Origin of the sequence: Paractinoplanes maris (assembly GCF_023544465.1) — a bacterium.
In the GTDB taxonomy this organism is placed as follows: Bacteria; Actinomycetota; Actinomycetes; order Mycobacteriales; family Micromonosporaceae; genus Actinoplanes; species Actinoplanes maris.
In genome coordinates this window covers 574769-597601 of record NZ_JALPVL010000006.1, presented here as the reverse complement: position 1 = coordinate 597601, position 22833 = coordinate 574769, and the positions used below count along the sequence as shown (strand labels likewise).

The 22833-nt window shown below is 70.8% G+C and carries 20 protein-coding genes; 7 read left to right on the top strand and 13 right to left on the bottom strand.

Annotated features, from left to right (window positions below):
- Positions 1-32: 32 nt before the first annotated feature.
- Positions 33-1112 carry a Glu/Leu/Phe/Val family dehydrogenase gene (locus tag NAG42_RS20615; protein ID WP_250032082.1) on the top strand — a complete coding sequence of 360 codons (1080 nt, stop codon included), beginning with the start codon at positions 33-35 and terminating at the stop codon, positions 1110-1112.
- Between the two features lie 329 nt (positions 1113-1441).
- Positions 1442-1654 carry a DUF3073 domain-containing protein gene (locus tag NAG42_RS20610; protein WP_250032080.1) on the top strand — a complete coding sequence of 71 codons (213 nt, stop codon included), beginning with the start codon at positions 1442-1444 and terminating at the stop codon, positions 1652-1654.
- A 656-nt stretch (positions 1655-2310) separates the two neighbouring features.
- On the opposite strand, the gene amcA is transcribed toward NAG42_RS20610, so the two are convergent.
- The 5 genes from amcA to NAG42_RS20585 all read right to left on the bottom strand — a co-directional run bounded on the left by amcA (position 2311) and on the right by NAG42_RS20585 (position 7018).
- Positions 2311-2547 (bottom strand): multiple cyclophane-containing RiPP AmcA, encoded by a 237-nt coding sequence (gene amcA, locus NAG42_RS20605; protein WP_250032079.1) that lies wholly within the window; start codon positions 2545-2547, stop codon positions 2311-2313.
- Positions 2510-3619, bottom strand: coding sequence for a cyclophane-forming radical SAM peptide maturase AmcB (gene amcB, locus NAG42_RS20600; protein WP_250032161.1), 1110 nt, complete (start codon positions 3617-3619; stop codon positions 2510-2512). The genes amcA and amcB overlap by 38 nt, the downstream gene beginning before the upstream one ends.
- A 150-nt stretch (positions 3620-3769) precedes the next feature.
- Positions 3770-4921: a phosphoribosylformylglycinamidine cyclo-ligase gene (purM, locus tag NAG42_RS20595; RefSeq protein WP_250032077.1), complete on the bottom strand. Its 1152-nt coding sequence runs from the start codon at positions 4919-4921 to the stop codon at positions 3770-3772.
- A gap of 31 nt (positions 4922-4952) precedes the next feature.
- Positions 4953-6512: an amidophosphoribosyltransferase gene (gene purF, locus NAG42_RS20590; RefSeq protein WP_250032075.1), complete on the bottom strand. Its 1560-nt coding sequence runs from the start codon at positions 6510-6512 to the stop codon at positions 4953-4955.
- A gap of 134 nt (positions 6513-6646) precedes the next feature.
- Positions 6647-7018 (bottom strand): sterol carrier family protein, encoded by a 372-nt coding sequence (locus NAG42_RS20585; RefSeq protein ID WP_250032073.1) that lies wholly within the window; start codon positions 7016-7018, stop codon positions 6647-6649.
- A gap of 156 nt (positions 7019-7174) precedes the next feature.
- On the opposite strand from NAG42_RS20585, the gene NAG42_RS20580 reads away from it, so the two are divergent.
- A complete protein-coding gene (locus NAG42_RS20580) occupies positions 7175-9049 on the top strand; it encodes a carboxypeptidase-like regulatory domain-containing protein (protein ID WP_250032071.1) in 1875 nt (624 codons plus the stop codon).
- Between the two features lie 63 nt (positions 9050-9112).
- On the opposite strand, the gene purL is transcribed toward NAG42_RS20580, so the two are convergent.
- The 6 genes from purL to NAG42_RS20550 all read right to left on the bottom strand — a co-directional run bounded on the left by purL (position 9113) and on the right by NAG42_RS20550 (position 16256).
- Positions 9113-11722 carry a phosphoribosylformylglycinamidine synthase subunit PurL gene (gene purL / locus NAG42_RS20575; protein ID WP_250032070.1) on the bottom strand — a complete coding sequence of 870 codons (2610 nt, stop codon included), beginning with the start codon at positions 11720-11722 and terminating at the stop codon, positions 9113-9115.
- Positions 11722-12426 (bottom strand): phosphoribosylformylglycinamidine synthase subunit PurQ, encoded by a 705-nt coding sequence (gene purQ, locus NAG42_RS20570; RefSeq protein ID WP_250032159.1) that lies wholly within the window; start codon positions 12424-12426, stop codon positions 11722-11724. The genes purL and purQ overlap by 1 nt, the downstream gene beginning before the upstream one ends.
- Positions 12423-12680 (bottom strand): phosphoribosylformylglycinamidine synthase subunit PurS, encoded by a 258-nt coding sequence (gene purS / locus NAG42_RS20565; RefSeq protein ID WP_250032068.1) that lies wholly within the window; start codon positions 12678-12680, stop codon positions 12423-12425. Before purS ends, purQ begins: the two co-directional genes overlap by 4 nt.
- Positions 12681-13013: 333 nt before the next feature.
- Positions 13014-14435 (bottom strand): adenylosuccinate lyase, encoded by a 1422-nt coding sequence (gene purB / locus NAG42_RS20560; protein WP_250032066.1) that lies wholly within the window; start codon positions 14433-14435, stop codon positions 13014-13016.
- Positions 14432-15739, bottom strand: coding sequence for an MFS transporter (locus tag NAG42_RS20555; protein WP_250032065.1), 1308 nt, complete (start codon positions 15737-15739; stop codon positions 14432-14434). Before NAG42_RS20555 ends, purB begins: the two co-directional genes overlap by 4 nt.
- Positions 15732-16256, bottom strand: coding sequence for an ArsR/SmtB family transcription factor (locus NAG42_RS20550; RefSeq protein WP_250032064.1), 525 nt, complete (start codon positions 16254-16256; stop codon positions 15732-15734). The genes NAG42_RS20555 and NAG42_RS20550 overlap by 8 nt, the downstream gene beginning before the upstream one ends.
- A 131-nt stretch (positions 16257-16387) precedes the next feature.
- Between NAG42_RS20550 and NAG42_RS20545 the strand changes: the two genes are divergently transcribed.
- Complete coding sequence (locus tag NAG42_RS20545) at positions 16388-16840, top strand: SCP2 sterol-binding domain-containing protein (RefSeq protein WP_250032063.1); 453 nt, start codon at positions 16388-16390, stop codon at positions 16838-16840.
- A 4-nt stretch (positions 16841-16844) separates the two neighbouring features.
- Here the strand turns inward: NAG42_RS20545 and purD are convergent, their stop codons facing one another.
- Complete coding sequence (gene purD / locus NAG42_RS20540; protein ID WP_250032062.1) at positions 16845-18086, bottom strand: phosphoribosylamine--glycine ligase; 1242 nt, start codon at positions 18084-18086, stop codon at positions 16845-16847.
- A gap of 117 nt (positions 18087-18203) precedes the next feature.
- Here purD and NAG42_RS20535 point away from each other — a divergent pair, with 117 nt between their 5' ends.
- The 3 genes from NAG42_RS20535 to NAG42_RS20525 all read left to right on the top strand — a co-directional run bounded on the left by NAG42_RS20535 (position 18204) and on the right by NAG42_RS20525 (position 22337).
- The gene (locus tag NAG42_RS20535; protein ID WP_250032061.1) at positions 18204-19496 is read left to right on the top strand and encodes an adenylosuccinate synthase; all 1293 of its coding nucleotides are present in this window, start codon (positions 18204-18206) and stop codon (positions 19494-19496) included.
- A 1-nt stretch (position 19497) separates the two neighbouring features.
- A complete protein-coding gene (locus NAG42_RS20530; RefSeq protein WP_250032060.1) occupies positions 19498-20460 on the top strand; it encodes a diacylglycerol kinase family protein in 963 nt (320 codons plus the stop codon).
- A gap of 71 nt (positions 20461-20531) precedes the next feature.
- A complete protein-coding gene (locus NAG42_RS20525; RefSeq protein WP_250032157.1) occupies positions 20532-22337 on the top strand; it encodes a MinD/ParA family ATP-binding protein in 1806 nt (601 codons plus the stop codon).
- Here NAG42_RS20525 and NAG42_RS20520 read toward each other — a convergent pair.
- Complete coding sequence (locus NAG42_RS20520) at positions 22334-22756, bottom strand: DUF3151 domain-containing protein (protein ID WP_250032059.1); 423 nt, start codon at positions 22754-22756, stop codon at positions 22334-22336. The genes NAG42_RS20525 and NAG42_RS20520 overlap by 4 nt on opposite strands.
- Positions 22757-22833: the final 77 nt, after the last annotated feature.

Sequence of the window (22833 nt, the reverse complement as noted above, 5' to 3'; positions counted from 1 at the left end):
CGAGGGCCCACACCAGATCAGGGAGAACAGCCATGGGCGTGTTCGACACCGACGGCACCGACGCCACCGGTCACGAACAGGTCGTCTTCTGCCAGGACAGGCAGACCGGCCTCAAGGCGATCATCGGGATCTACTCGACGGCCCTCGGGCCGGCGCTCGGCGGCACCCGCTTCTATCCGTACGAGAGCGAGGACGCCGCGCTCGCCGACGTGTTGAAGCTCTCCCGCGGCATGGCTTACAAGAACGCTCTGGCCGGCCTCGACCTCGGTGGCGGCAAGGCGGTCATCTGGGGCGACCCGGCCCGGGCCAAGTCCGAGGGGCTGCTGCGGGCGTACGGCCGCTTCGTCGAGTCGCTGCACGGCCGCTACTACACCGCCTGCGACGTCGGCACCTACGTGCCGGACATGGACGTCATCGCGCGGGAAACCCGCTATGTCACCGGCCGCAGCCTCGAGCACGGCGGTGCCGGCGACTCCTCGATCCTCACCGCCTGGGGGGTCTTTCAGGGCATGCGCGCGGCCGCCGAGCACACCTGGGGCCGCCCCACCCTGGCCGGTCGCACGGTCGGCGTCGCGGGGCTCGGCAAGGTCGGCAAATATCTCGCCGGCCACCTCATCGAGGACGGCGCCACGGTGATCGCCACCGACGTCAACGAGGCCGCGCTGAGCTGGGCCCGCACGACCTATCCGCAGATCGAGCTGGTCGCCGACACCCAGGCGCTGATCACCTCGGACCTCGACGTCTACGCCCCGTGCGCGCTCGGCGGCGCGCTGGACGACGACGTCGTGCCGGTGCTGCGGGCCAAGGTCGTCACCGGCGGGGCCAACAACCAGCTCGCCCACCCCGGCATCGAGAAGACGCTTTCCGAGCGGGGCATCCTCTACACGCCCGACTACCTGGTCAACGCGGGCGGCGTGATCCAGGTGGCCGACGAGATCGAGGGCTTCAACTTCGAGCGGGCCAAGCTGCGGGCCACCGGCATCTTCGAGACCACCCGCCGGATCCTGCAGGTGGCGGACACCGAGGGCGTCGCCCCGGCGGTCGCGGCCGACCGGCTCGCCGAGCAGCGCATGGCCGAGGTCGGCCGGCTGCGCTCCATCTATCTGAGCTGAGTCGTCTGCCCGAGCTGAGTCGTCCGGCGGCGCCCGTCGCCGGCCCTCGGCCGACTTCACCGGTCGGAGAGGTCGGAAACCAGCAAGCGGCCCCTGGCTGAACGGACGGGTTCCGGCAGCCGAACGGAGGGGTCAGAGGTGGGAAAAGAGAGCGGTTTAGTGCCTGCCGCGTGTTCCGGGACGGAAAACCGCGACGCGCGGCAGTGTCACACGCAACCCGAGGTGCCGAAGACGGCATCGCCCATGTACCGTAAGACCCACGAGAGATGCCTAACGTCATCGGGGCCCGCCTTCGGGCTGCCCCGAATTCTGTGCGAGGGGGTCGAGCCATGGGGCGCGGCCGTGCTAAGGCCAAGCAGACGAAGGTGGCCCGGGAGTTGAAGTATCACTCCCCGAACACCGACCTCACCGCCTTGCAGCGCGAACTGGCGGGTGCCGGTCAGTCCGACCGTCATTTCGACGACGACAAAGATGAGTTCGTCGACGATGACGAGGACGACGCTGACGACGATCAGGACTCCTGGTCGCCGACAAGGCGCTGACCCCGAATCGCACAGGGCACGCGGCAGACCGCGTGCTTACGTGTGTCGTGGTCACTTGCGTGCGGTAAACATCAACGGTTGAACACCGAAGCCCACGCGGGCCTCTGCTCGCGTGGGCTTCGAACCACTAACGGCGTCCCCCGACGCCGCTAGCCCTGCTTCGACCGCGCCACCCACCGCGAGCCAGCAAACTGGCAACCACTGCGACCGGCTACGCCGTTGACCAGTGACCCAAGACGCCGGCGCTCCGCTTAACAGTGCGACCTGACGCAACTCGCGATCAACAACTCCCGCGATCACCCGCCACTGAGCGATGGCCGAGGCGCAGACGCCCCACCACAACCGCACTCGCGACCGGCAACTACTGCGATCCCCGCTCCTGAGCGGTGGCCGAGGCGCAGACGCCCCGCTTCAACCGCGCCATCTGACGTGAGCACGAGGATCGGTAACTACTGCGATCGCCCCGCTGGTGAGCAGTGAGCCGATTTGCGTCGCCGCGCTCTTTGCGGTGCCGGAAATCGGCTCACTGCTCACCAGCCTCCCAGGGGCGATCGCCGCGGAGCGAAGCGGAGCCATAAGCACAGCGGTGCCGGAAATCGGCTCACTGCTCACCAGCCTCCCAGGGGCGATCGCCTGCGGAGCGAAGCGGAGCCATATCACCGCGGCCGGTTGTTCCAGTTGTAGAACGTGGGGATGTTCTCGAAGTGGTTCCAGGCGCAGACTGCCGACCCGTCCGACGTGCTCTCCGCCCGGGCCCCCCGAGCCTGCTCCGCCTCGTCGAGGAGCACGGCCAGCCCCGCTCGGGTGTCTCGCACCCGTGCCGTCACCGGATCGATCCCGGGCTCCTCCGACGCCTCAGCATCGGACAGCCGAGGGCTCGTGATCTCGGGCATGGTCCAGCACTCCCTCCAGTAGGCGAATCTTGCTGTTCCGGCAGTGGTCGGTCTCGGTGGTGTCGAACCGGCCCTGCTCGAAGTAGCGGTTGGCCGCGTGGGCTCCACCGCAGAAACCGAAATACGGACACGTCGTACGGCAGGACTCCACGCCTTGCAGGAACTCGCCGATCCACGGTGTCGCCGTGGCGCCGGCCAGGATCTCGGCCAGCGGGGTGGTCAGCACGTTGCCACTGGTGAAGTCGCCGTAGCGGGGGTCGGAGAAGCCGGCCAGCTCGGGCGAGAGCAGCACCACCGAGCCGTCGTGGGCCACGGTGGGGATCGGGTCGAGCCGGCGGGGCAGCAGGTCGTCAGCCGTGCCGTCGAGCACCGCCGCCACGTACCGCAGCGACCACTCGACCTCGCGCAGATGGATCCGCGGGTCGGCCCGCCAGGCGGTGACGAGCTCGGCCCAGAACGCCGTGACGTCGGCCGCGGCGTGACCGTTGGCCCGGGTGTTCACGCCCTCCTGCTCTTCGACGTTGATGCCGAGCACGTCGCAGCCCAGCTCGAGGAAGTAGTCGTACAGCTCGGTGGCGGCGCCGGGCCGCGGGTCGCCGACCACGCAGAGCGCCGAGAACGGGATGCCGCGGCGGCGCAGCGTCTCGATCCCGCGCATGATCCGGTCGTACGCCGGCTTGCCGCCCCGGGTGACCCGCTCGCCGTTGCGCGCCTCGGGGCCGTCCACGCTGACGCTGACCCGCATGTCGTGGGTCTCGAAGAAGTCGCACCAGGCGTCGTCGATGAGCGTGGCGTTGGTCTGCACGTGGTGTTCGACGCCGGCGCCGAAGGGCTCGAGGAGCGCGGTCAGGTGTTCGCGGCCGGACGCCAGGGGCTCGCCGCCGTGCCAGACGACCGAGAACCGCCCGCCCCGGGCCCAGCCGTCGACCGAGGCGGCGACCGCCTGGGCCACCTCGACCGGCATCCGCTTGTCGGCGGCGCGGAACGGCAGGTAGCAGTAGGCGCAGTCGAGGTTGCACAGAGTTGTCGGCTGCATCACGACATAGGTCGGGTCGGGCGAAATTCCGCTCATGCCGGTCCAGACCTGCGTCACGCCGCACCCCCGTCCGCCGAACACGTGAACAACTCACGTCAGAGGCTAGGCCCCTGGGTCCAGCCGCGTAAACGAAAAAGATCCGCATGTGCCGCATATCGACACACGCGGATCTCTCTGGAACCGGCCTCAGCCGCGGGTGTACTGCCCCATCATCTGCACCTCGCCGGTGCCCTCGATGATCTCGCCGACCTGCCACGCCTCGACGCCGCGACCGGTCAGGTAGGCCATGGCGCGGTCGGCGTCATCGGCCGAGACGACCGCGAACATGCCGACGCCCATGTTGAACGTGGCTTCCATCTCGGAGTCCTCGATCCGGCCCTTGGCCTGGATGAGGTCGAAGATCGGCTGCGGGCGCCAGGTCGAGCGGTCGACCACCGCGTCGGCGTTACCGGGCAGGATGCGGTTGAGGTTGCCGGGAATGCCGCCGCCGGTCACGTGCGAGAACGCGCGGACGTCGGTCTCCTCGATCAGGCCCAGGCAGTCCTTGGCGTAGATCTTGGTGGGGGTGAGGAGCTCCTCGCCCAGGGTGCGCTGGCTGCCGAAGTCGTCGACGACCGAGTCGAGGCGCATGCGGCCCGCACCGAGCAGCACGTGACGCACCAGCGAGTAGCCGTTGGAGTGCAGACCCGAGGAGCGCATCGCGATCACCGCGTCGCCCAGCTCGACCCGCTCGCGGCCGAGGATCTCGCTCTCCTCCACCACGCCGACGCCGGTGGCCGACACGTCGTACTCGTCGGGGCGCAGCACGCCGGGGTGCTCGGCGGTCTCGCCACCGAGCAGCGCGCAGCCGGCGTAACGGCAGCCATCGGCGATGCCCGCTCCGATCTCGGCCACCTTGTCCGGCACGACCTCGCCGCAGGCGATGTAGTCGAGCAGAAAGAGCGGCTCGGCACCACAGGCCACCAGGTCGTCGACGACCATGGCGACCAGGTCGATGCCGATCGTGTCGTGGATGTCGAGCTGCTGGGCGATCACCAGCTTGGTGCCGACACCGTCGGTCGACGAGGCCAGGATCGGGCTCTTGTATTTCGCCGTGTTGAGCCGGAACAGGCCGGAGAATCCGCCCAGGTCGCCGATGACCTCGGGTCGCGTCGTCTTGCGGACCTTCGACTTGAGCAGCTCGACCGCCCGGTCGCCGGCCTCGATCGAGACACCCGCGTCGGCGTACGTGGCCGTGCGCTTGCGCACCCCGCGGCCGCCGCCGGCCGACCAGGGTTTGCGGTCGCCGCCCTCAGCGCCGTTGGACCCGGCACTGTTGCGCTCCGACACGTGCGTCACCGTTTTCCCCTTAGCGATTCGTTCGTCAAAGTCACGCGCCGCCGCCCTGACCGGCCAGCTCGCGCACGTCGTACTCCGTCTCGAGCTCGGCGACGGCCGCGGTGGCCGCCTCGTCGGTCGCCGAGGGCATCGAGGCCCGCTTGCCCACACCCTCGAGCAGGTGCTTGCCGATCAGGTTGCCGGCCGGCAGCTCGATCGGGTAGTGACCGTCGAAGCAGGCCATGCACAGGCGGGACTTCGGCTGCTCGGTCGCCTGCACGAGACCGTCGAGGGAAACATAACCCAAGCTGTCGGCGCCGATCGAGCGGCGGATGCCCTCGTTGTCGAGCCCGTTGGCCAGAAGCTCGGCCCGGGTGGCGAAGTCGATGCCGTAGAAGCACGGCCATTTCACCGGCGGTGACGAGATGCGCACGTGCACCTCGAGCGCGCCGGCCTCGCGCAACATGCGCACGAGAGCCCGCTGGGTGTTGCCGCGCACGATCGAGTCGTCCACCACGACCAGGCGCTTGCCCCGGACGACCTCGCGCAGCGGGTTGAGCTTGAGCCGGATGCCGAGCTGGCGGATCGTCTGCGACGGCTGGATGAAGGTGCGGCCGACGTACGCGTTCTTGGTCAGGCCGGCGCTGAAGGTGATGCCGGAGGCCTCGGCGTAACCGATCGCGGCCGGGGTGCCCGACTCGGGCACCGGGATGACCAGGTCGGCCTCGACCGGGTGCTCCTTGGCCAGCACGCGGCCGATCTCGACGCGGGCCGAATACATGTTGCGGCCGGCGATCGTGGTGTCGGGGCGCGCGAGATACACGTACTCGAAGAGGCAGCCCTTGGGCTCGGGCGCGGCGAACCGGGTGGACCGCAGGCCGTGCTCGTCGACCGCGATCATCTCGCCCGGCTCGACCTCGCGCACGAAGCTGGCGCCGACGATGTCGAGGGCGGCCGTCTCACTGGCAATCACCCAGCCCCGCTCCATCCGGCCCAGCACCAGGGGGCGGACACCCTGGGCGTCACGCGCGGCATAGAGGGTGGTCTCGTCCATGAAGACAAAGCTGAAGGCACCGCGCAGGCCCGGCAGCACCTCGAGCGCCGCGGCCTCGACCGACAGGTCGGGGCGGCTGGCCAGCAGCGTGGTGACCAGGGAGGTGTCGGAGGTGGCGCTGTCGACCTCGAGACCCCGCTCGGCGACCTCGCGGGCCAGCTCGGCCGTGTTGACCAGGTTGCCGTTGTGGGCCAGGGCGATCGTCGTGCCGGCCGTGGTGGCGCGAATCGTGGGCTGCGCGTTCTCCCAGTTGGAGCCGCCGGTGGTGGAGTAGCGCGTGTGGCCGATCGCGAGGTGGCCACGCAGGCTGGCCAGCGTGGGCTCGTCGAAGACCTGGGACACCAGACCGAGATCCTTGTAGACCACCACGCCGGATCCGTCGCTCACGGCGATGCCCGCGGCCTCCTGGCCACGGTGCTGCAGAGCGAAGAGCCCGAAGTAGGTGAGTTTGGCGACCTCTTCCTCGGGGGCCCAGACGCCGAAGACACCACAGGCATCCTGGGGGCCACGCTCCTGGGGGTCGAGATCGTCGGTCAACCGGCCGTCGCCTCGGGGCACCTGTCGCTCCCTCTTGCTGATTAGCTCATCAGTCTGCTCATCTGAGCTGCCAAAAAGTGCTGGACCGTCCGACCGACCAGTGTACGCGAGCGGGCGGGGCAGGGCTCGCGCTCACAGCGTGGGACGCCGGGCGGTCATGGGGCTGTTTCCCCCGTCAACGGGAGGAACTCGGTCAGGTCGGTGCGAATGCCGCTGGCCCGCAATCGCCCGTCACGCACCGCATCGGCCCAGCTCATACGCTGCGTGGCGACGAGCAGCCAGGTGATCGGATCGGCTTCGACCACATTGGGCGGTGTGCCGCGGGTGTGCCTGGGACCAGGAACACACTGAATCGCACCGAACGGCGGAATCCGGACCTCCACCGATCGGCCAGGGGCCTTGCGGGACAACTCGGCCAGGAGCGCTCGCACAGCGTCACGCTGCACGGATCTCTCGGGTTCGACGCCACGGTCCAGCGCGTCCAACGCTTGCCGGACCGACTCGGATTTATTGTGCGCAGGGGACACGTCGGGACGATACGACTCTCTTCCACAAGATTGTCACGCGGCCCTGGGTCGCGCGATGGACGTATGACAAGGCATAGTGGCCGACGGTGTTTTAGTCGCGGGATGTAACCGGCCACCCTAGTTCGGCCGGGAGACCGTGCGACCGGAAGGCGGTGGATGGTGAGAACGCACCTACGAGCCCGGGCGGCCCAGGCCGGTGCGTTGCTGGCGGTGGTTCTCGGCGGAGTCTTCGTCGCCCCCGCGGTGGCGCTCGCCGACCCGCCCGACGTGCAGATCACCGACCTGCAGACCGAGGTGCTCTCGGGCGACCGGCTCACCATGAAGTTCCAGGTCGCCGATGGCAACGACAACGGCGGCCGCCCGACCCCGGCGACGATCAACGTCAACGGCGGCGGGATGGACTGCCGCGGTGCCGATTGCGGCCGGGTGGCCACGATCAACAACGACGGTCGCGAATTCTCCGTGCAACTCACCGCACCGAAGGTCAACGACGGGGAGACGCGGCAGGTAACGGTCGAGATCACTGCCTCGGTGCCCAACGAGCAGCCCGGCCGGGACAGCCAGCAGATCACCGTCAAGGGCCCGGACCGCCCGCAGACCGTGCGCCAGGTCTCGGGCCGCGTCAAGGACCAGGACGGCAAGTCGATCGCCGGCGCCACGGTCGGCATGAAAGACAGCACCGGGCGGATCTTCACGGGTTCCTCGGACGGCTCGGGCCGGTTCTCCTTCACCTCCTCGGACAGCAACCCGATCGCGACCGGCCGCATCACGATCGGCGCCGGCAAGAAGGGGTTCGAAGATGTCGAGATCCAGCGGGACGGCCAGGCCGGGCAGAACCTCTCGGTGTCCCTGACGCTGAAGTCCACGGTCGTGCCGACCTCGGCTACGCCGACCCCGAGCGCCACGCCGACCAGCGCCGCGCCCACCGAAGAGGTGAGCGAGGAGCCGACGACGCCCGAGGAAACGGTCACCCAGCCGGAGACCGACCAGGCCGCCTCCACCGAGGACGGCGGCGTGTCGATGCTCTACATCGTCATCGGCGTCCTGCTCGTCGCGGCCGGCATCGGTGCGATCGTGCTGGTCGTGCTGCGCCGCCGCAACGGTGGCGACAACGACGGAGACGACGACGACCCGACCGGCCTGCCCGGCCCGGGTGGAGTCGTGCCGCCGAGCCACGGTCGTTTCACCGACGCCACTCGCGTCGGCGCGCCGGTCGGCAGCGGCAACGACGCCACCATGATCGCTCCGATGCCACGGTCCGGCGCGCCGTCCATGGCCGACGCACCGACCATGCTTCAGCGCCCGGTGCCCGCGGTCGAGGACGAGTTCCCCGACCCCTACGGTGTGCCGCTGCCGCAGCACGGCGGTTTCGCCGGCGCCCCGGCCGGTGGCTGGGACGACGACAACCAGTACGGCGGCACGCAGCCGCAGTACGGGGCCGGCACCCAGCAGTACGGCGCGGGCACGCAGCAGTACGGCGGCACCCAGCAGTACAGCGAACCGACCTCGTACGGCCAGGCGCCGGAGGCTGACGGCTACGGTGCCGGCGCTGCCGCTCCGCCGGCCGACAACTACGGAGCGTACGGCGAGGCCACCGGCATGTATCGGCCCGAGGCCGACGACGCCGGCTACGACGCTCAGCAGTACGGAGCCAACCAGTACGGCGCCCAGCAGTACGGCGCCGAACAGGCGCCCGGCGGCTACCCGGCCGGCGGTTACGGACCGGAGCAGCCCGCCCAGGGCGGTTACGGATCGTGGGGGGCCGCGGGCGAGGGCCTCGACAACAACGGCTACGGACCGCAGGCCGGCGGCACCCAGCAGTACGGTGGCGGCTACGACGACGGTTACCAGGCCGAGCAGCGTGGTGGCTACGACTCGTACCAGGGCGGCGGCTACGACGAGCGTGCCGGCTACGACGAGCAGCAGTACGGCCAGGGTGGCGGCCGCGACCAGCGTGGTGGCGGTCAGCCCAGCGGCGCACAGCCACACCCGGACGCGCCGGCTCCGCGGCGCGGCGGTCACGACTACTGAGCTCACCCACAGGACATGAAAGAGCCGGCCAGCGAAAGCTGGCCGGCTCTTTTGCTGTCGCTGTCAGTCCTGCCCGGCCGACGGCTCCTTGACCTCGGCCACGGCGGCGGCCGGGATGCCGTCCGCCTCGATCGGCGCGGCCGACTCCATGGCCGCGCCGGATGCCGCGGTGATCAGCACCTCGTTGCCCCGGTCGGGCGTGGCCGGCGCCGTCGGGTCGGCCGCGTGCTCCGGGTCGCCGTGCCGGTTGGCCAGCTCGGCCGTGCCGCCGAACAGACGGGGCAGCGTGCCCTCATAGGCCTCGCGAGCCTCGTCGAGCGGCAGGCTGAACTGGTCGCGCACCACCAGCACCGGCTCGGCCGACGTGGCGCCGAGCGGGGTGCAGGGGACGCCGAACTCGGCGGCCAAAGCGACGAACGCCTTGTCGTGCCCGCGCGGGATCACGACCAGGGCGCGCCCGGCCGACTCGCTGAAGAGCTGCACGAACGCGGAGTTGCCGTCGGCCGGCAGCGCGACCTGGGCGCCGACGTTGCGGCGCAGGCAGCTCTCGACCAGCGCCTGGGACAGACCGCCGTCGGAGAGGTCGTGGGCCGCACTGACGTGACCGGCCTGCGACGCGCGAGCCATCAGCTGGGCCAGCCGGCGCTCGACCTCGAGGTCGACCTTGGGCGGGCGTCCGCCGAGGTGGCCGTGGGTGACCCAGGCCCACTCCGAGCCGGAGAGCTCGCACGCGGTGTCACCGAGCAGGAAGATCTGGTCGACCTCACCGGCCGGGGCCGGGAAGCCCATCGGGATGCGCCGGGCGACGTCGTCGAAGACGCCCAGCACGCCGACCACCGGGGTCGGGTGGATCGCCGCGGCTCCGGTCTGGTTGTAGAAGCTCACGTTGCCGCCGGTCACCGGGGTGCCCAGCTGCTGGCAGCCGTCGGCCAGACCGCGGACGGCCTCGGCGAACTGCCACATCACGGCCGGGTCCTCCGGGGAGCCGAAGTTGAGGCAGTCGGTCACGGCGACCGGCTCGGCGCCGGTGACGGCGACGTTCCGGTAGGCCTCGGCCAGCGCCAGCCGGGCGCCCTCGTAGGGGTCGAGGCGGGCGTAGCGGCCGTTGCCGTCGACCGACAGCGCGACACCGAGACCGGTGCGCTCGTCGATGCGCAGCACGCCGGAGTCCTCCGGCTGGGCCAGCACCGTGTTGCCGAGCACGTAGCGGTCGTACTGCTCGGTGACCCACGTCTTGTCGCACAGGTTGGGCGAGGCGATCATGCGCAGAACCGTCTCGCGCAGCTCGTCGCCGGTCGCCGGGCGGGGCAGCGTCTCGGCCTTGTCGGCCTGAAGCAGTATCAAGTCGGCCGGCTCACGGATCGGCCGGGCGTAGACCGGGCCGTCGTCGGCGAGCGAGCCCGGGGGCACGTCCACCACGACATGGTCGTTCCAGCTGATCACCAGGCGGCCCGGCGAACCGTCCTCACCGGCCGGGGTCACCTCACCGATCGCGGTGGCCCACACGCCCCACTTCTCGGCGACGGCGAGCACACTGGCCAGATTTTCCGGTGTGACGATCAGGAGCATGCGCTCCTGGGACTCGCTGGCCAGGATCTCGGTGGGCGACATGGACGCCTCACGCAGCGGCACCCGCTCGAGCCAGACCCGCATGCCGGTGCCGGCCGCGGCCGCGGTCTCGGTGAGCGCACAGGTCAGACCGGCGCCGCCCAGGTCCTGGATGCCCGCGACGAGGCCGGCGTCGTAGAGCTCCAGGCAGCTCTCGATCAGCAGTTTCTCCATGAACGGGTCGCCGACCTGCACCGACGGGCGGCGCTGCTCGGCCCCCTCGTCGAACGTGGCCGAGGCCAGGACGGAGACGCCACCGATGCCGTCGCGGCCGGTACGCGCACCGAGCAGCACGACGATGTTGCCGACGCCGGCCGCCTCCTTGTGCTGGAGGCGCTCGACCGGCAGCACACCGATGCTCAGCGCGTTGACCAGCGGGTTGCCCTGATAGGTGGGGTCGAAGACGATCTCGCCGCCGACGTTGGGCAGGCCCAGGCAGTTGCCGTAGCCGCCGATGCCGGCGACCACGCCGGGCAGCACGCGGGCCGTGTCGGGGTGGTCGGCCGCACCGAAGCGGAGCGGGTCCATCACCGCGATCGGGCGGGCGCCCATGGCCAGGATGTCGCGCACGATGCCGCCGACGCCGGTCGCCGCGCCCTGGTAGGGCTCGACGAAGCTCGGGTGGTTGTGCGACTCGACCTTGAAGGTGACCGCCAGCTCGTCGGAGATCTGCACGACGCCGGCGTTCTCACCGATGCCGGCCAGCATGCGGGTGTCGCGGGGCGCCTTGTCACCGAACTGGCGCAGGTGCACCTTGCTCGACTTGTAGGAGCAGTGCTCGCTCCACATGATCGAATACATCGCGAGCTCGGAGGCGGTGGGGCGACGGCCCAGGATCTGCCGGATCCGGTCGTACTCGTCGTCCTTGAGGCCCAGCTCGGTGTGCGGCTGCAGCTCGTCGGCCGTGCTCAGCGCACGCTGCACAGTGTCGGGTCCGCCGTCGAACTCGTTGACCAGCACGTCGGTCGCGGCGAAGCCGGTCGGCTTGGCCGCGGACGGCGACTGGTTCGGCGCGGCCGGCGGCGACACCGCGCCGCTGGTAGCCGTGTCCGGCTGCGTCGTCATTACTGGTGTCCCCCTGCGTTCACTCCCGCCGGCCCGGCAAGGGCCCGCAGGACGGAGGTGAAGAAGCCGAGGCCGTCGAGCGACGGACCGGTCAGCGTCTCCACCGCGTGTTCGGGATGCGGCATGATGCCGACGACGTTGCCGGCCTCGTTGGTGATCGCGGCGATGTCGCGCTGCGAGCCGTTCGGGTTTCCGCGCAGGTAACGCGCGACCACGCGGCCCTCGGCCTCGAGCTGGTCGAGCGTGCGCTCGTCGGCGACGTAGCAGCCCTCACCGTTTTTCACCGGGATCAGGATCTCCTGCCCGGCGGTGAAGCTGGTGGTCCACGCGGTGCCGGCCGACTCCACGCTCAGGAACTGGTCGCGGTTGCGGAAGTGGAGGTGCTGGTTGCGGGTGAGCGCGCCGGGAAGCAGGTGCGCCTCGCAGAGGATCTGGAAGCCGTTGCAGATGCCGAGAACCGGCAGACCGCCCCGGGCCGCGTCGACGATCGAATCCATCACCGGGGCGAACCGGGCGATGGCGCCGCAGCGCAGCGCGTCGCCGTACGAGAAGCCGCCGGGCAGCACCACGGCGTCGACGCCGTGCAGGTCGGGATCGCCGTGCCAGAGACGGACGGCGTCAGCGCCGGCGATGCGCGCGGCTCGGGCCGCGTCCCCGTCGTCCAGCGAGCCCGGGAAGGTGACCACACCGATGCGCATGCTCAGACAACCTCCGCCACGGCGTCATCCACGACGTGGATGGTGAAGTCCTCGATCACCGGGTTGGCGAGCAGCTTGTCGGCGATCTCACGAGCCCGGTCGGGATCGGGCTCGCCGGCGAACTCGATCTCGATCCGACGGCCGATGCGGACAGACGAGACATCGTTGACGCCGAGCCGGGGCAGCGCGTTGGCAACCGCCTGGCCCTGCGGATCGAGGATCTCCGGCTTGAGCATGACGTCGACCACGACGCGAGCCACGGGCACTCCTGACTGATAGGTGTAAGCACCTGGAGCCTACCTTGTGAACCACGCTACGGAATCGTCGGCCGGTGTCACGCGCGCGACCCCGGGGGCGCTGAGCAGGCAACTCGCGGGTGATCTCAGCCACTGCGTCGATGAAGCCTTCAAGCACTGCCGGGTCATCGCACGGTGATAGGTGCGAACTGGATTCTTGGCCGCCCGGCACGGCCACCGTACGGTCGGCCTATCGATCTCCATCGACTGAGGTGCGGCGGTCGCCCCGCCACCGCACCACCCGGGTTCCGCCGGGGCGCGGCGTGACAATCGTCTCCGCCGTGCCCCAGCGGCGAGCTACAGGATCGGCGCCGGCGAGTACTTCGCGGCGTCCGGGTGGGCCGCGACGATGGTCGCGACCCGGTCGGCCACGGCCCGCACCTGCGAGGGCGCGGCGCCGACGAAGGCGGCCCGGTCGGCGACCAGGGTGTCGATCTCACCGCGGGTCAGCCCGAGCCGGCCGTCGGCCGCGAGGCGGTCGAAGAGATCGTTGACGACGGCGCCCTTCTCCCGCATGGCCAGGGCGACGCCGACGGCGTGCTCCTTGATCACCTCGTGCGCGACCTCACGGCCGACGCCCTTGCGCACCGCTCCGACGAGGATCTTGGTCGTGGCCAGGAAGGGCAGGAACCGGTCGAGCTCGCGAGCGATCACGGCCGGGTAGGCACCGAACTCGTCGAGCACCGTGAGGAAGGTCTGGAACAGGCCGTCGGTGGCGAAGAAGGCGTCGGGCAGCGCGACCCGGCGGACGACCGAACACGAGACGTCGCCCTCGTTCCACTGGTCGCCGGCCAGCTCGCCGACCATCGACAGGTAGCCGCGGACGATCACGGCCAGACCGTTGACCCGCTCGGACGAGCGCGTGTTCATCTTGTGCGGCATCGCCGACGAGCCGACCTGGCCCGGCTTGAAGCCCTCGGTGACCAGCTCCTGACCGACCATCAGGCGGATCGTGGTGGCCAGCGAGGACGGCCCGGCGACGATCTGGGCCAGCGCCGAGACCACGTCGAAGTCGAGCGAGCGCGGGTAGACCTGGCCGACGCTGCTGAGCACCCGCTCGAAGCCCAGGTGACCGGCGACCCGCTGCTCGAGGGCGCCGAGCGCGTCGAAGTCACCGTCGAGCAGGTCGAGCTGGTCGGCGGCGGTGCCGACCGGGCCCTTGATGCCGCGCAGGGGATACCGGGCGATCAGGTCGTCGAGACGCTCGTACGCGATCAGCAGCTCCTCAGCCGCCGAGGCGAACCGCTTGCCCAGCGTGGTGGCCTGAGCCGCGACGTTGTGCGAGCGGCCGGTCATGACGAGCTCGGAATACTCCACCGCGCGCTCGGTGAGCCGGGCCAGCGTGGCGATCACCCGTGACCGGACCAGCTCGAGCGACGCCTTGATCTGGAGCTGCTCGACGTTCTCGGTCAGGTCGCGCGAGGTCATTCCCTTGTGGATCTGCTCGAAGCCGGCCAGCGCGCTGAACTCCTCGATGCGGGCCTTCACATCGTGGCGGGTCACCCGCTCGCGGGCCGCGATGGAGCCCAGGTCGACCTGGTCGAGCACCGACTCGTACGCCTCGACGGCGCCCTCGGGAACGGCCACGCCGAGATCGCGCTGGGCCCGCAGGACGGCCAGCCAGAGCCGGCGCTCCATGCGGATCTTTTCCTCCGGGGACCAGAGGGCGACGAGGTCGGTCGAGGCGTAGCGAGCGGCAAGGACGTTCGGGATGGTCACGCCACCGATTCTTTCACGGCACCGGTGTCCGGCTCCGGCAGCTTGTGCGGCAAGGTGCGCACGTCACGGCTCAGCAGCATGAAGATCACCGCGAGGGTCATCAGCACGGTGGCGCCGATCAAGGTCGACCGCACGCCCACCACGTGCGAGAACGGGCCCACCGCCATCTCGCCGATCGGGATGGCGACGAAAGAGCCGACCATGTCGTACGAATACACCCGGGCCAGCTTGTCGGCCGGGATGTGCTCCTGCATGGTCGTCTCCCACGCGATGCCGAACTGCTCGACCATCAGCCCGGCCACCAGTGCGCCACCGATGAGCAGCCAGAGGTGCGGATAGACACCGAGGATCAGCACCGGCAGTGACATGAACAGCGTGCTGAAGACGCCGAAGAGCAGCATGCGCCGCATGCGCAGCCGCATCGCCAGCAGCGCGCCGACGATCATGCCGAGGGTCTCCGCCGCCAGCACCAGGCCCCAGGCCCGGCGCCCGATCGTCTCGTCGGCCACGACCGGACCCAGCACGAAGAGCGAGCCGCTCCAGGCCGCGTTGAGCACGCAGAAACCGGCCACGACAACCCAGAGCCAGGTGCGCGAGCGGAACTCGGACCATCCCGTACGCAGGTCGGCGAAGATGTTGGGCCGGGCCGGCTCGACAGCCGCCTCTCCCGGGGTCTGCTCGTCGCCGGTCACACCCGGGGCGGGCTCGGCCGGCACCGGCGGGGGCACCCGCAGGAAGGCGAACAGCACGCCGCTGACCAGGAAGGTGGCCGCGTCGACGGCGATGCCCCAGCCCGGGTTGGTCGCGGCGACGACCACGCCGGCCAACGGCGCGCCCAGCACGGCGGCCGTGTTGAGCGACACCCGGTTGAGCCCGTTGGCCTGCTGACGAATGTCGGCCGGGACGATCTGGGGCAGGATCGACGACGTCGCGGGCAGGGCGAGCGCGCCGACCATGCCGTTGAGCGCCGAGATCACGATCAGCAGCGGGATGGTGGCCGTGCCGGTCAGCACCAGGGCGGCGATGACGGCCTGGGTCACGAAGGCGGCCAGGCTGGCCCCGACCATCAGCAGATTTTTGGGCAGGCGGTCGGCCAGCACCCCGCCGAAGAGCAGGAAAAGAACGTTCACCAGCGTGCGGGCGCCGACCACGAGGCCCAGGTCGGTGGCCGAGCCGGTCAGGTCGAGGACGGCGAAGGCGAGCGCGATCGGCGCGAAGGAGTTGCCCAGCGCGTTGATCGTGCGACCGGAGATGAGCAGCCGGAAGGCGGGGATGCGGAGCGGCGCGAGGGCGGCGCTACTCATGACGGGACTCCATCTCGAACATCGCGACGGTGGTGCTGGTGTGGATGGTGCCGGGGGTGCGCGGCGGCTGGGCCGCCTCGTGCAGCTCGGCGACCAGGGCCTTGAACCGGTGACGCAGGTCGAGCCACTTGTCCGGATCGACCCAGAACTCACCGTCGCCGAGCAGGGTCTTCGAGGCGAACTTCCCCGACGCCGTACGCCGGACCAGCTCGTTGCCGAGCGCCGCGAACAACGCCCGTTTCTGCTCGGGGGTCTCGGACGCCGCGTCGCGAGCGGCATCGTAGCGATAACGCTTGGCGAGGCCACCCCGGATCTTCTCCTCGCCGGCGACGAAGATCATCCCGGCTGACCGGAGCGTGCGCAGGTGATAGCTCGCGTTGGCGTGGGTGAGACCGAGCTCGCGGGCGACCTCGGCCGCGGTCATCGGCGCACCGGTCAGCAACGACATGATCTGCAGCCGAACGGGGTGGGCCGTGGCCCGCATGGCAGCCTGCCCGCCCCCATCTCCCAAAGACATGTTGGGAAGCCTAGGCAGCGGAGAGCCGACTGTCCAATGGTTATTGGGGAGTGGCACACTGCACCAAGAAGCGGCATGCTCGCTAAAGTTACTGACGAGTAGGTAGAGAGCACATCCCGAAAGGTCCACCGATGACTGATTTCAACCCGGACACGCTCGCCTCCATCGGCCCGAAGGAGTTCGCGCAGCTCGTCAAGGCGACGCCGGATTCGAAGATCGCCGAGGTGATGGCCGGCGACTCACGCGCCAAGATCCTCGACGAGGTCTTCAACCGGATGCCCACCCTGTTCCGCCCGGAGAAGGCCGGCAACACCACGGCGGTCATCCACTGGATCATCACCGGTGGTGCCGGCGGCGCGAGCGACACCTACGAGACGGTGATCGAGAACGGCGCCTGCACGGTCACCAACCAGCCGGTCCGCGAGCCCAAGCTGGCCATGACCATGGACCCGGTCACGTTCCTCAAGGTCGTCTCGGGCGACGGCAACCCGATGATGATGTTCATGACCGGCAAGATCAAGGCCAAGGGCGACCTCGGCCTGGCCGCGAACGTGGCCAAGCTCTTCGACATCCCGAAGGCCTGAGCGTCTAAAGCTTGATGCGTCCCTCGACGGCGCCCAGCGCGATGTCCTTGCGGTACTGGGCGCCGTCGAGGCGTACGCCGGCGACCAGGGCGTAGGCCGCGTCGCGGGCCGCGGCCAGGTCGGGGCCGGTCGCGGTCACGCTGAGCACGCGGCCACCGGCGGAGATCAGTGCGCCGTCGTCGCGGCGGGCGGTGCCGGCGTGGATGACCCCGGGCACCTCGGCGCCCTCGATGACGTCACCCGTCCGCGGGGTTCCGGGATAGTTCTTGCTCGCCACCACGACCGTGATCGCCGAGCCCTCGCGCCAGCGCAGGGGCGGCAGGCCGGCCAGCGTGCCGGTGGCGGCGGCGTTCAGCAGGCCGGCCAGCGGCGTCTCCAGCAGGGCCAGCACCACCTGGGTCTCCGGGTCGCCGAAGCGCGCGTTGAACTCGATGACCTTGGGGCCGTCGGGGGTGAGCGCCAGCCCGACATAGAGCAGCCCGGCGAACGGGGTGCCCCGCCGGCGCATCTCGGCCAGCGTCGGCTCGACGGTCTCGGCCAGCACCCGGGGCACCAGGTCGTCCGGCGCCCAGGCGAGCGGGGCGTACGCGCCCATGCCGCCCGTGTTGGGACCCTCGTCGCCGTCGGCCAGCCGCTTGAAGTCCTGCGCCGGCATCAGCGGCACGGCCGCCGTGCCGTCGGTGACCACGAAGAGCGAGACCTCGGGACCGGGCAGGTACTCCTCGATCACGACCCGGCCGCAGTCGGCCGCGTGCCGCTCGGCGGCGGAGCGGTCGCCGGTCACCACGACGCCCTTGCCCGCGGCGAGACCGTCGTTCTTGACCACGTGGGGTGCGCCGAGGTCGTCGAGCGCGTGGCTCACCTCGTCCGGCGTGGTGCACGCGTAGGACCGGGCGGTCGGCACGCCGGCCGCGGCCATCACGTCCTTGGCGAACGCCTTCGAGCCCTCCAGCTGGGCGGCGGCCGCGCTCGGGCCGAAGCAGGCGATGCCCTTGGCCCGCACGGCGTCGGCCACCCCGGCCACCAGCGGCGCCTCGGGACCGACCACGACCAGGTCGGCGGCCAGCTCGACGGCCAGCGCCGCCACCGCCGCCGGGTCGGTCGCCGTCACCTCGTGCAGCTCGGCGACCTGGGCGATGCCCGGGTTGCCGGGAGCGGCGGCGAGAAAGTCGACGGTGGGGTCGGCGGCCAGGCCGACGGCGAGGGCGTGTTCGCGCCCGCCGGAACCGATCACAAGTACGCGCACGACCGGCGATCCTACCGGCGAGCCACTTCCCCCCGTCGCACAGCAGGGCAGTCGCGTAAACTTCGGCAGTACCCGGACCTCTGCCGAGTACGACTGTTCGACGGAAGGCTCACGCACGTGCCGGTGATCGTGTTGGTCGGCGCCCAATGGGGCGACGAGGGCAAGGGCAAGGCCACTGACCTGCTGGGCGACCGGCTCGACTACGTGGTGAAGTTCAACGGCGGCAACAACGCCGGTCACACAGTGGTGATCAAGGGCGAGAAATACGCTCTTCACCTGCTGCCGAGCGGCATCCTGACGCCGGGCGTGGTCCCGGTGATCGGCAACGGCGTGGTGATCGACCTGGCCGTGTTGTTCCAGGAGATCGACGGTCTCGAGGCGCGCGGCATCGACACGTCCCGGTTGCGGATCAGCGCCAACGCGCACGTGATCGCGTCGTACAACCGCACGCTCGACAAGGTCAGCGAGCGCTATCTGGGCGCGCGCCGGATCGGCACGACCGGCCGGGGCATCGGGCCGACCTACGCCGACAAGATGAACCGGGTCGGCGTCCGGGTGCAGGACCTCTTCGACGAATCGATCCTGCGGCAGAAGGTCGAGGCGGCCCTCTCCTTCAAGAATCAGGTGCTGTCGAAGATCTACAACCGGCAGGCGGTCAAGCCCGGCGACGTGGTCGACGAGCTGCTGTCCTACGTGGAGCGCCTGCGGCCCTACGTCGGCGACACCGCGCTCGAGCTGTCCGACGCGATCGACGCCGGCAAGGTTGTTCTCTGCGAGGCCGGTCAAGCCACCCTGCTCGACGTCGACCACGGCACCTATCCGTTCGTGACCAGCTCGAACGCGACGGCCGGGGGCGCGTGCACCGGTTCCGGCATCCCGCCGACCCGGATCGACCGCGTGGTGGCGGTGCTCAAGGCGTTCACCTCGCGCGTCGGCGAGGGACCGTTCCCGACCGAGCTCCACGACAAGTTCGGCGACCACCTGCGGGAGGTCGGGCACGAGTACGGCACCACGACCGGCCGCCCGCGCCGGATCGGCTGGCTCGACCTGGTGATGGCCCGGTACGCCCAGCGGATCAACGGGGTCACCGACTTCGTCCTCACCAAACTGGACAATTACGACGACCTCGACGAGATCCCCGTCTGCGTGGCCTACGAGGTCAACGGCGTCCGCCACGACGAGATGCCGATCAGCCAGAGCGACTTCCACCACGCGTTGCCGATCTTCGAGACGATGCCGGGCTGGAAACAGGACATCTCCGGCGCCCGCTCGTTCGAGGACCTGCCCAAGGAGGCGCAGGACTTCGTCGTCTTCGTCGAGGAGCGCATCCGCGCGCGCATCTCGGTGGTCGGTGTCGGCCCGGCGCGTGACCAGGTCATCGAGCGGCACTCGGTCCTGAGCGAGGCCTGAGATGTACGACGTCGTGCTGCTCAGCCTGGCCGAGGGCCAGGATTCCGGCGGCGACGCCTGCGGTGCCGGGTGCGGCGGTTGCGGCACGCCGGCCACGGCCTGTGCGCCGCGGGTCCCGGTGCTGCGGTGCGCCGACGCGCTCACCGCGGCCGGGGCCCGGGTCGAGACCATCACCGCGGCGTCCGACCAGGAGATCGACGAGGTCCTCGCCCGGCTCGACGGCCCGGCCCGGCCCGACGGCCTCGCCTGGCCGGACGCCGACAGCAAGACCAGGCTGGTGGTGGCCTCGGCCACCGACGGTCAGTTGCGCGCCGTCGTGCGCCGGCTGGTCCGGCGGTACGCTCCTCCGCCCAGCCGCCGACCCGGTGATCTGCCGACCGGTCGTACGGTCCCGGACCTGCCGCCGCTGGCCATCCTGCCGCTCGACGCCGGCAACACCACCGACCTCGCCGCGCAGCTGGGTCTACCCCGCACCCCGGAGCAGGTGGCCGCGGCCGTCCTGAACGGCCCGGTGCGGCGCCTCGACCTGCTGCGCAACGACGGCGGATCGGTCACGGTGGACGGTGCCCTGGTCGGTGGCATGGACGACGACGGGCGCGCGGTGCCGTGGCGCGGCCGGGTCGAGGTCGACGACGCGGTGCTGTCCGACGGCGACGACCCGATCCTGGCCTGCGCGATCGGCAACAGCGCGGGTTACGCCGAGTTCGCCGGCATGCGACTGCTGGCCGAGGGCGACGCGGTGGACGGTCAGGTCGAGGTCGCGGTGGCCGTCCCGACGATCGTCAAGCAGCGCTTCCGCGGCTCCAAGGTGCGCATCGAGGTGCGCCGGGCGCGGGGTCGCGCGGTGTCGGTGCTGCCCCGCGACGGCGAGATCCAGTTCCTCGACGACGGGGTCGGCGGGGCGATGAATCGCAAGCGCTCGTGGTGGACCGAGGCCGGCGCCTGGGCGGTGTACGCAAGCTGACCTACTGTGCGACGCTGAAGGAGGACGCAGGTACGACACGGCATCCGGGGAGGGTTGCATCAGTGGCATCGGTGGAGGACGAAAGCGCTGACCGCGTCTACGTCCCGGGCGCGGCCGGCAACCCAGCACCACCCGATCGGGATGTCGAACCGTTCTGGGCCCCGGAGGAGCTGGAAGCGCCGGTCCACGGGCGACCGGTGCCGCACGAGGCGCCCCCGCCCATCCAGCTGCCACAGACCCCACCGCCGCCGAACGGCGCTCCCGGGATCTATCGGCCCGGCGAGCGCATCCCGGTGCCGCCTCCCGTCACCGTGCCGGTGCCGCCGCCCGCGCACGTCCCGGTGCCCCCGCGTCAGGGTCCGCCGCCGACGCAGGCCTGGCCCAACCTCGAGCCGCAGGCGCCGGTGCCGGACGAGCCGGCCTCGGCCGCACCCGTCTCCGGCGGCGAAGAGTCCGGTGTGCACAGTTCGCCCGACTCGCCCTGGTCACAGCCGCCGCAGCGCCCCGCGCCGGCCGCCGAGCCACCGGCCCCGGCACCACCGCGGGCCACTGCCACCGCCGCCGTCCCGGTCGCGCCCGCGCAGCCGCCGGTGAGCCGGGCCGATCCCGGGCAGCCGGACGACAGCGCGATCTACCGCCCGGCCGCTCCGGCACCGCCCGCACACGGCGCCGCGGCCGTACCGCCTCCGCAGCCCGGCCCCCAGCCGCAGACCCACGCTCCGCAACCGCATCCCCCAGCTCAGCCCGCACCGCGACAGCCACCCGGGCCCTATCCGCCCACCATGGACCCGCGCGCGATGCCGCCGCAGGCGGCCGTGCCGCACCCTCCGCCGCCGGCGATGCCACCGGCGATGCCGCCACAGGCCGCCGTGCCGCACCCGCAGCCGCCGGCTCCCGCCCCGCCCTCGACCGACCCGTTCCAGGATCTTCCGTGGGTCTCCGACGGCACGCCGACGGCCGAGGAGTTCGCCCGCCGCCGGATGGCCAAACCGGCCGACCCGGTGGCCACCCAGGGTGCCCGGGCGATCCTCCGCAAGGGCACGATGGGCCTGGTCAAGCTGGCGCCGGGCAAGCGCGAGCAGGAGTACAAACAGGACGTCGAGATGGTCCGCCGCAATTTCGGCGGGCTGCGCCAGGTCACCGTGGTCAATCCCAAGGGCGGGGCCGGCAAGACCGTGGCCGTGCTGCTGCTGGCCATGACGTTCGGGCAGAAACGCGGCGGCTACGTGCTGGCCTGGGACAACAACGAGACTCAGGGCACCCTCGGCATGCGGGCCCAGCAGGACTTCCACGCCCGCACAGTGCGCGACATGATGCGCGACCTGCACCTGTTCCGGGGCTCGCACGGGCGGGTCGGTGACCTGTCGCAATACGTGCGGGCGCAGGGCGAGGGCATGTTCGACGTGCTCGCCTCGGACGAGTCGGCCACCGCGGGCGAGATGCTGACGGCCGACGCGTTCGGCGAGATCCGCGAGATCGTGAGCCGGTTCTACAAGCTGATCTTCGTGGACACCGGCAACAATGTGCGGGCCCAGAACTGGCAGGCGGCGATGGATGCGACCGACCAGCTGGTGATCACGATGTCGGCCCGTAACGACTCGGCCGAGACCGCGGCGCGGATGCTCGACCACCTCGAGCAGAGCGGCCGGCAACGCCTCGTGCGCCAGGCGGTGAGTGTGGTGTCGATGCCGCCGACCCGCAAGGACATCGACCTGCCGGCCATCCAGCGGCACTTCGCGGCCCGGACCCGGGCGGTGCTGCTCGCCCCGTACGAGAAGCTGATCGACTCGGGTGAGCCGATCCGCTACGGCCACCTCTCCAGCAGTACGAGAGACGCCTGGCTCAAGATCGCGGCGGCCGTAGCGGAGGGGCTCTAGCTCAGGGCGTCGGCGGCGGCGGGGTCGCTGTCGCGGAGGAACTGGGCGCAGCGGGCGGCCTCGTCGGCCTCGCCGATCTCGGCCGCGGCCTGCGAGAGCGAGTGCAGGCAGCGCAGGAAGCCCTGGTTGGGCGCGTGCGACCAGGGCACCGGGCCGTGGCCCTTCCAGCCGTTGCGGCGCAGCGCGTCCAGGCCGCGGTGATATCCGGTGCGGGCGAAGGCGTAGGCGGTCACCGGGTCGTTGCCGGCCAGGGCGCCGGCTGCGAGGGCGGCCCAGCCGCCGCTGTAGGCCGGGTGGTCGGCGGCGACGGACTTGAGGGCGTCGGTGGTGCCGGTCGCGGTGGCCTCGGCGAGAGCCTTGTCGGCCTCGACGTCGGCGGGCAGCAAGGTCGCGGGAGGCTCGGGAAGCAGGTTCTGCATGACCTCATTCAACCGGGCCGGTCCCGATGCATTCCGACCGACTCCGTTATCCCCTGCTTCCGGTCACCCACGCCGGC

Excerpts from the sequence above, each read along its gene's own strand:
- NAG42_RS20610 (WP_250032080.1), top strand. The coding sequence starts at position 1,442 with ATGGGGCGCGGCCGTGCTAAGGCCAAGCAGACGAAGGTGGCCCGGGAG.
- NAG42_RS20520 (WP_250032059.1), bottom strand. The coding sequence starts at position 22,756 with ATGCAGAACCTGCTTCCCGAGCCTCCCGCGACCTTGCTGCCCGCCGAC.
- NAG42_RS20545 (WP_250032063.1), top strand. The coding sequence starts at position 16,388 with ATGACTGATTTCAACCCGGACACGCTCGCCTCCATCGGCCCGAAGGAG.
- NAG42_RS20550 (WP_250032064.1), bottom strand. The coding sequence starts at position 16,256 with ATGTCTTTGGGAGATGGGGGCGGGCAGGCTGCCATGCGGGCCACGGCC.
- NAG42_RS20530 (WP_250032060.1), top strand. The coding sequence starts at position 19,498 with ATGTACGACGTCGTGCTGCTCAGCCTGGCCGAGGGCCAGGATTCCGGC.
- NAG42_RS20580 (WP_250032071.1), top strand. The coding sequence starts at position 7,175 with ATGGTGAGAACGCACCTACGAGCCCGGGCGGCCCAGGCCGGTGCGTTG.
- NAG42_RS20615 (WP_250032082.1), top strand. The coding sequence starts at position 33 with ATGGGCGTGTTCGACACCGACGGCACCGACGCCACCGGTCACGAACAG.
- NAG42_RS20555 (WP_250032065.1), bottom strand. The coding sequence starts at position 15,739 with ATGAGTAGCGCCGCCCTCGCGCCGCTCCGCATCCCCGCCTTCCGGCTG.
- purL (WP_250032070.1), bottom strand. The coding sequence starts at position 11,722 with ATGACGACGCAGCCGGACACGGCTACCAGCGGCGCGGTGTCGCCGCCG.
- amcA (WP_250032079.1), bottom strand. The coding sequence starts at position 2,547 with ATGCCCGAGATCACGAGCCCTCGGCTGTCCGATGCTGAGGCGTCGGAG.
- amcB (WP_250032161.1), bottom strand. The coding sequence starts at position 3,619 with ATGAGCGGAATTTCGCCCGACCCGACCTATGTCGTGATGCAGCCGACA.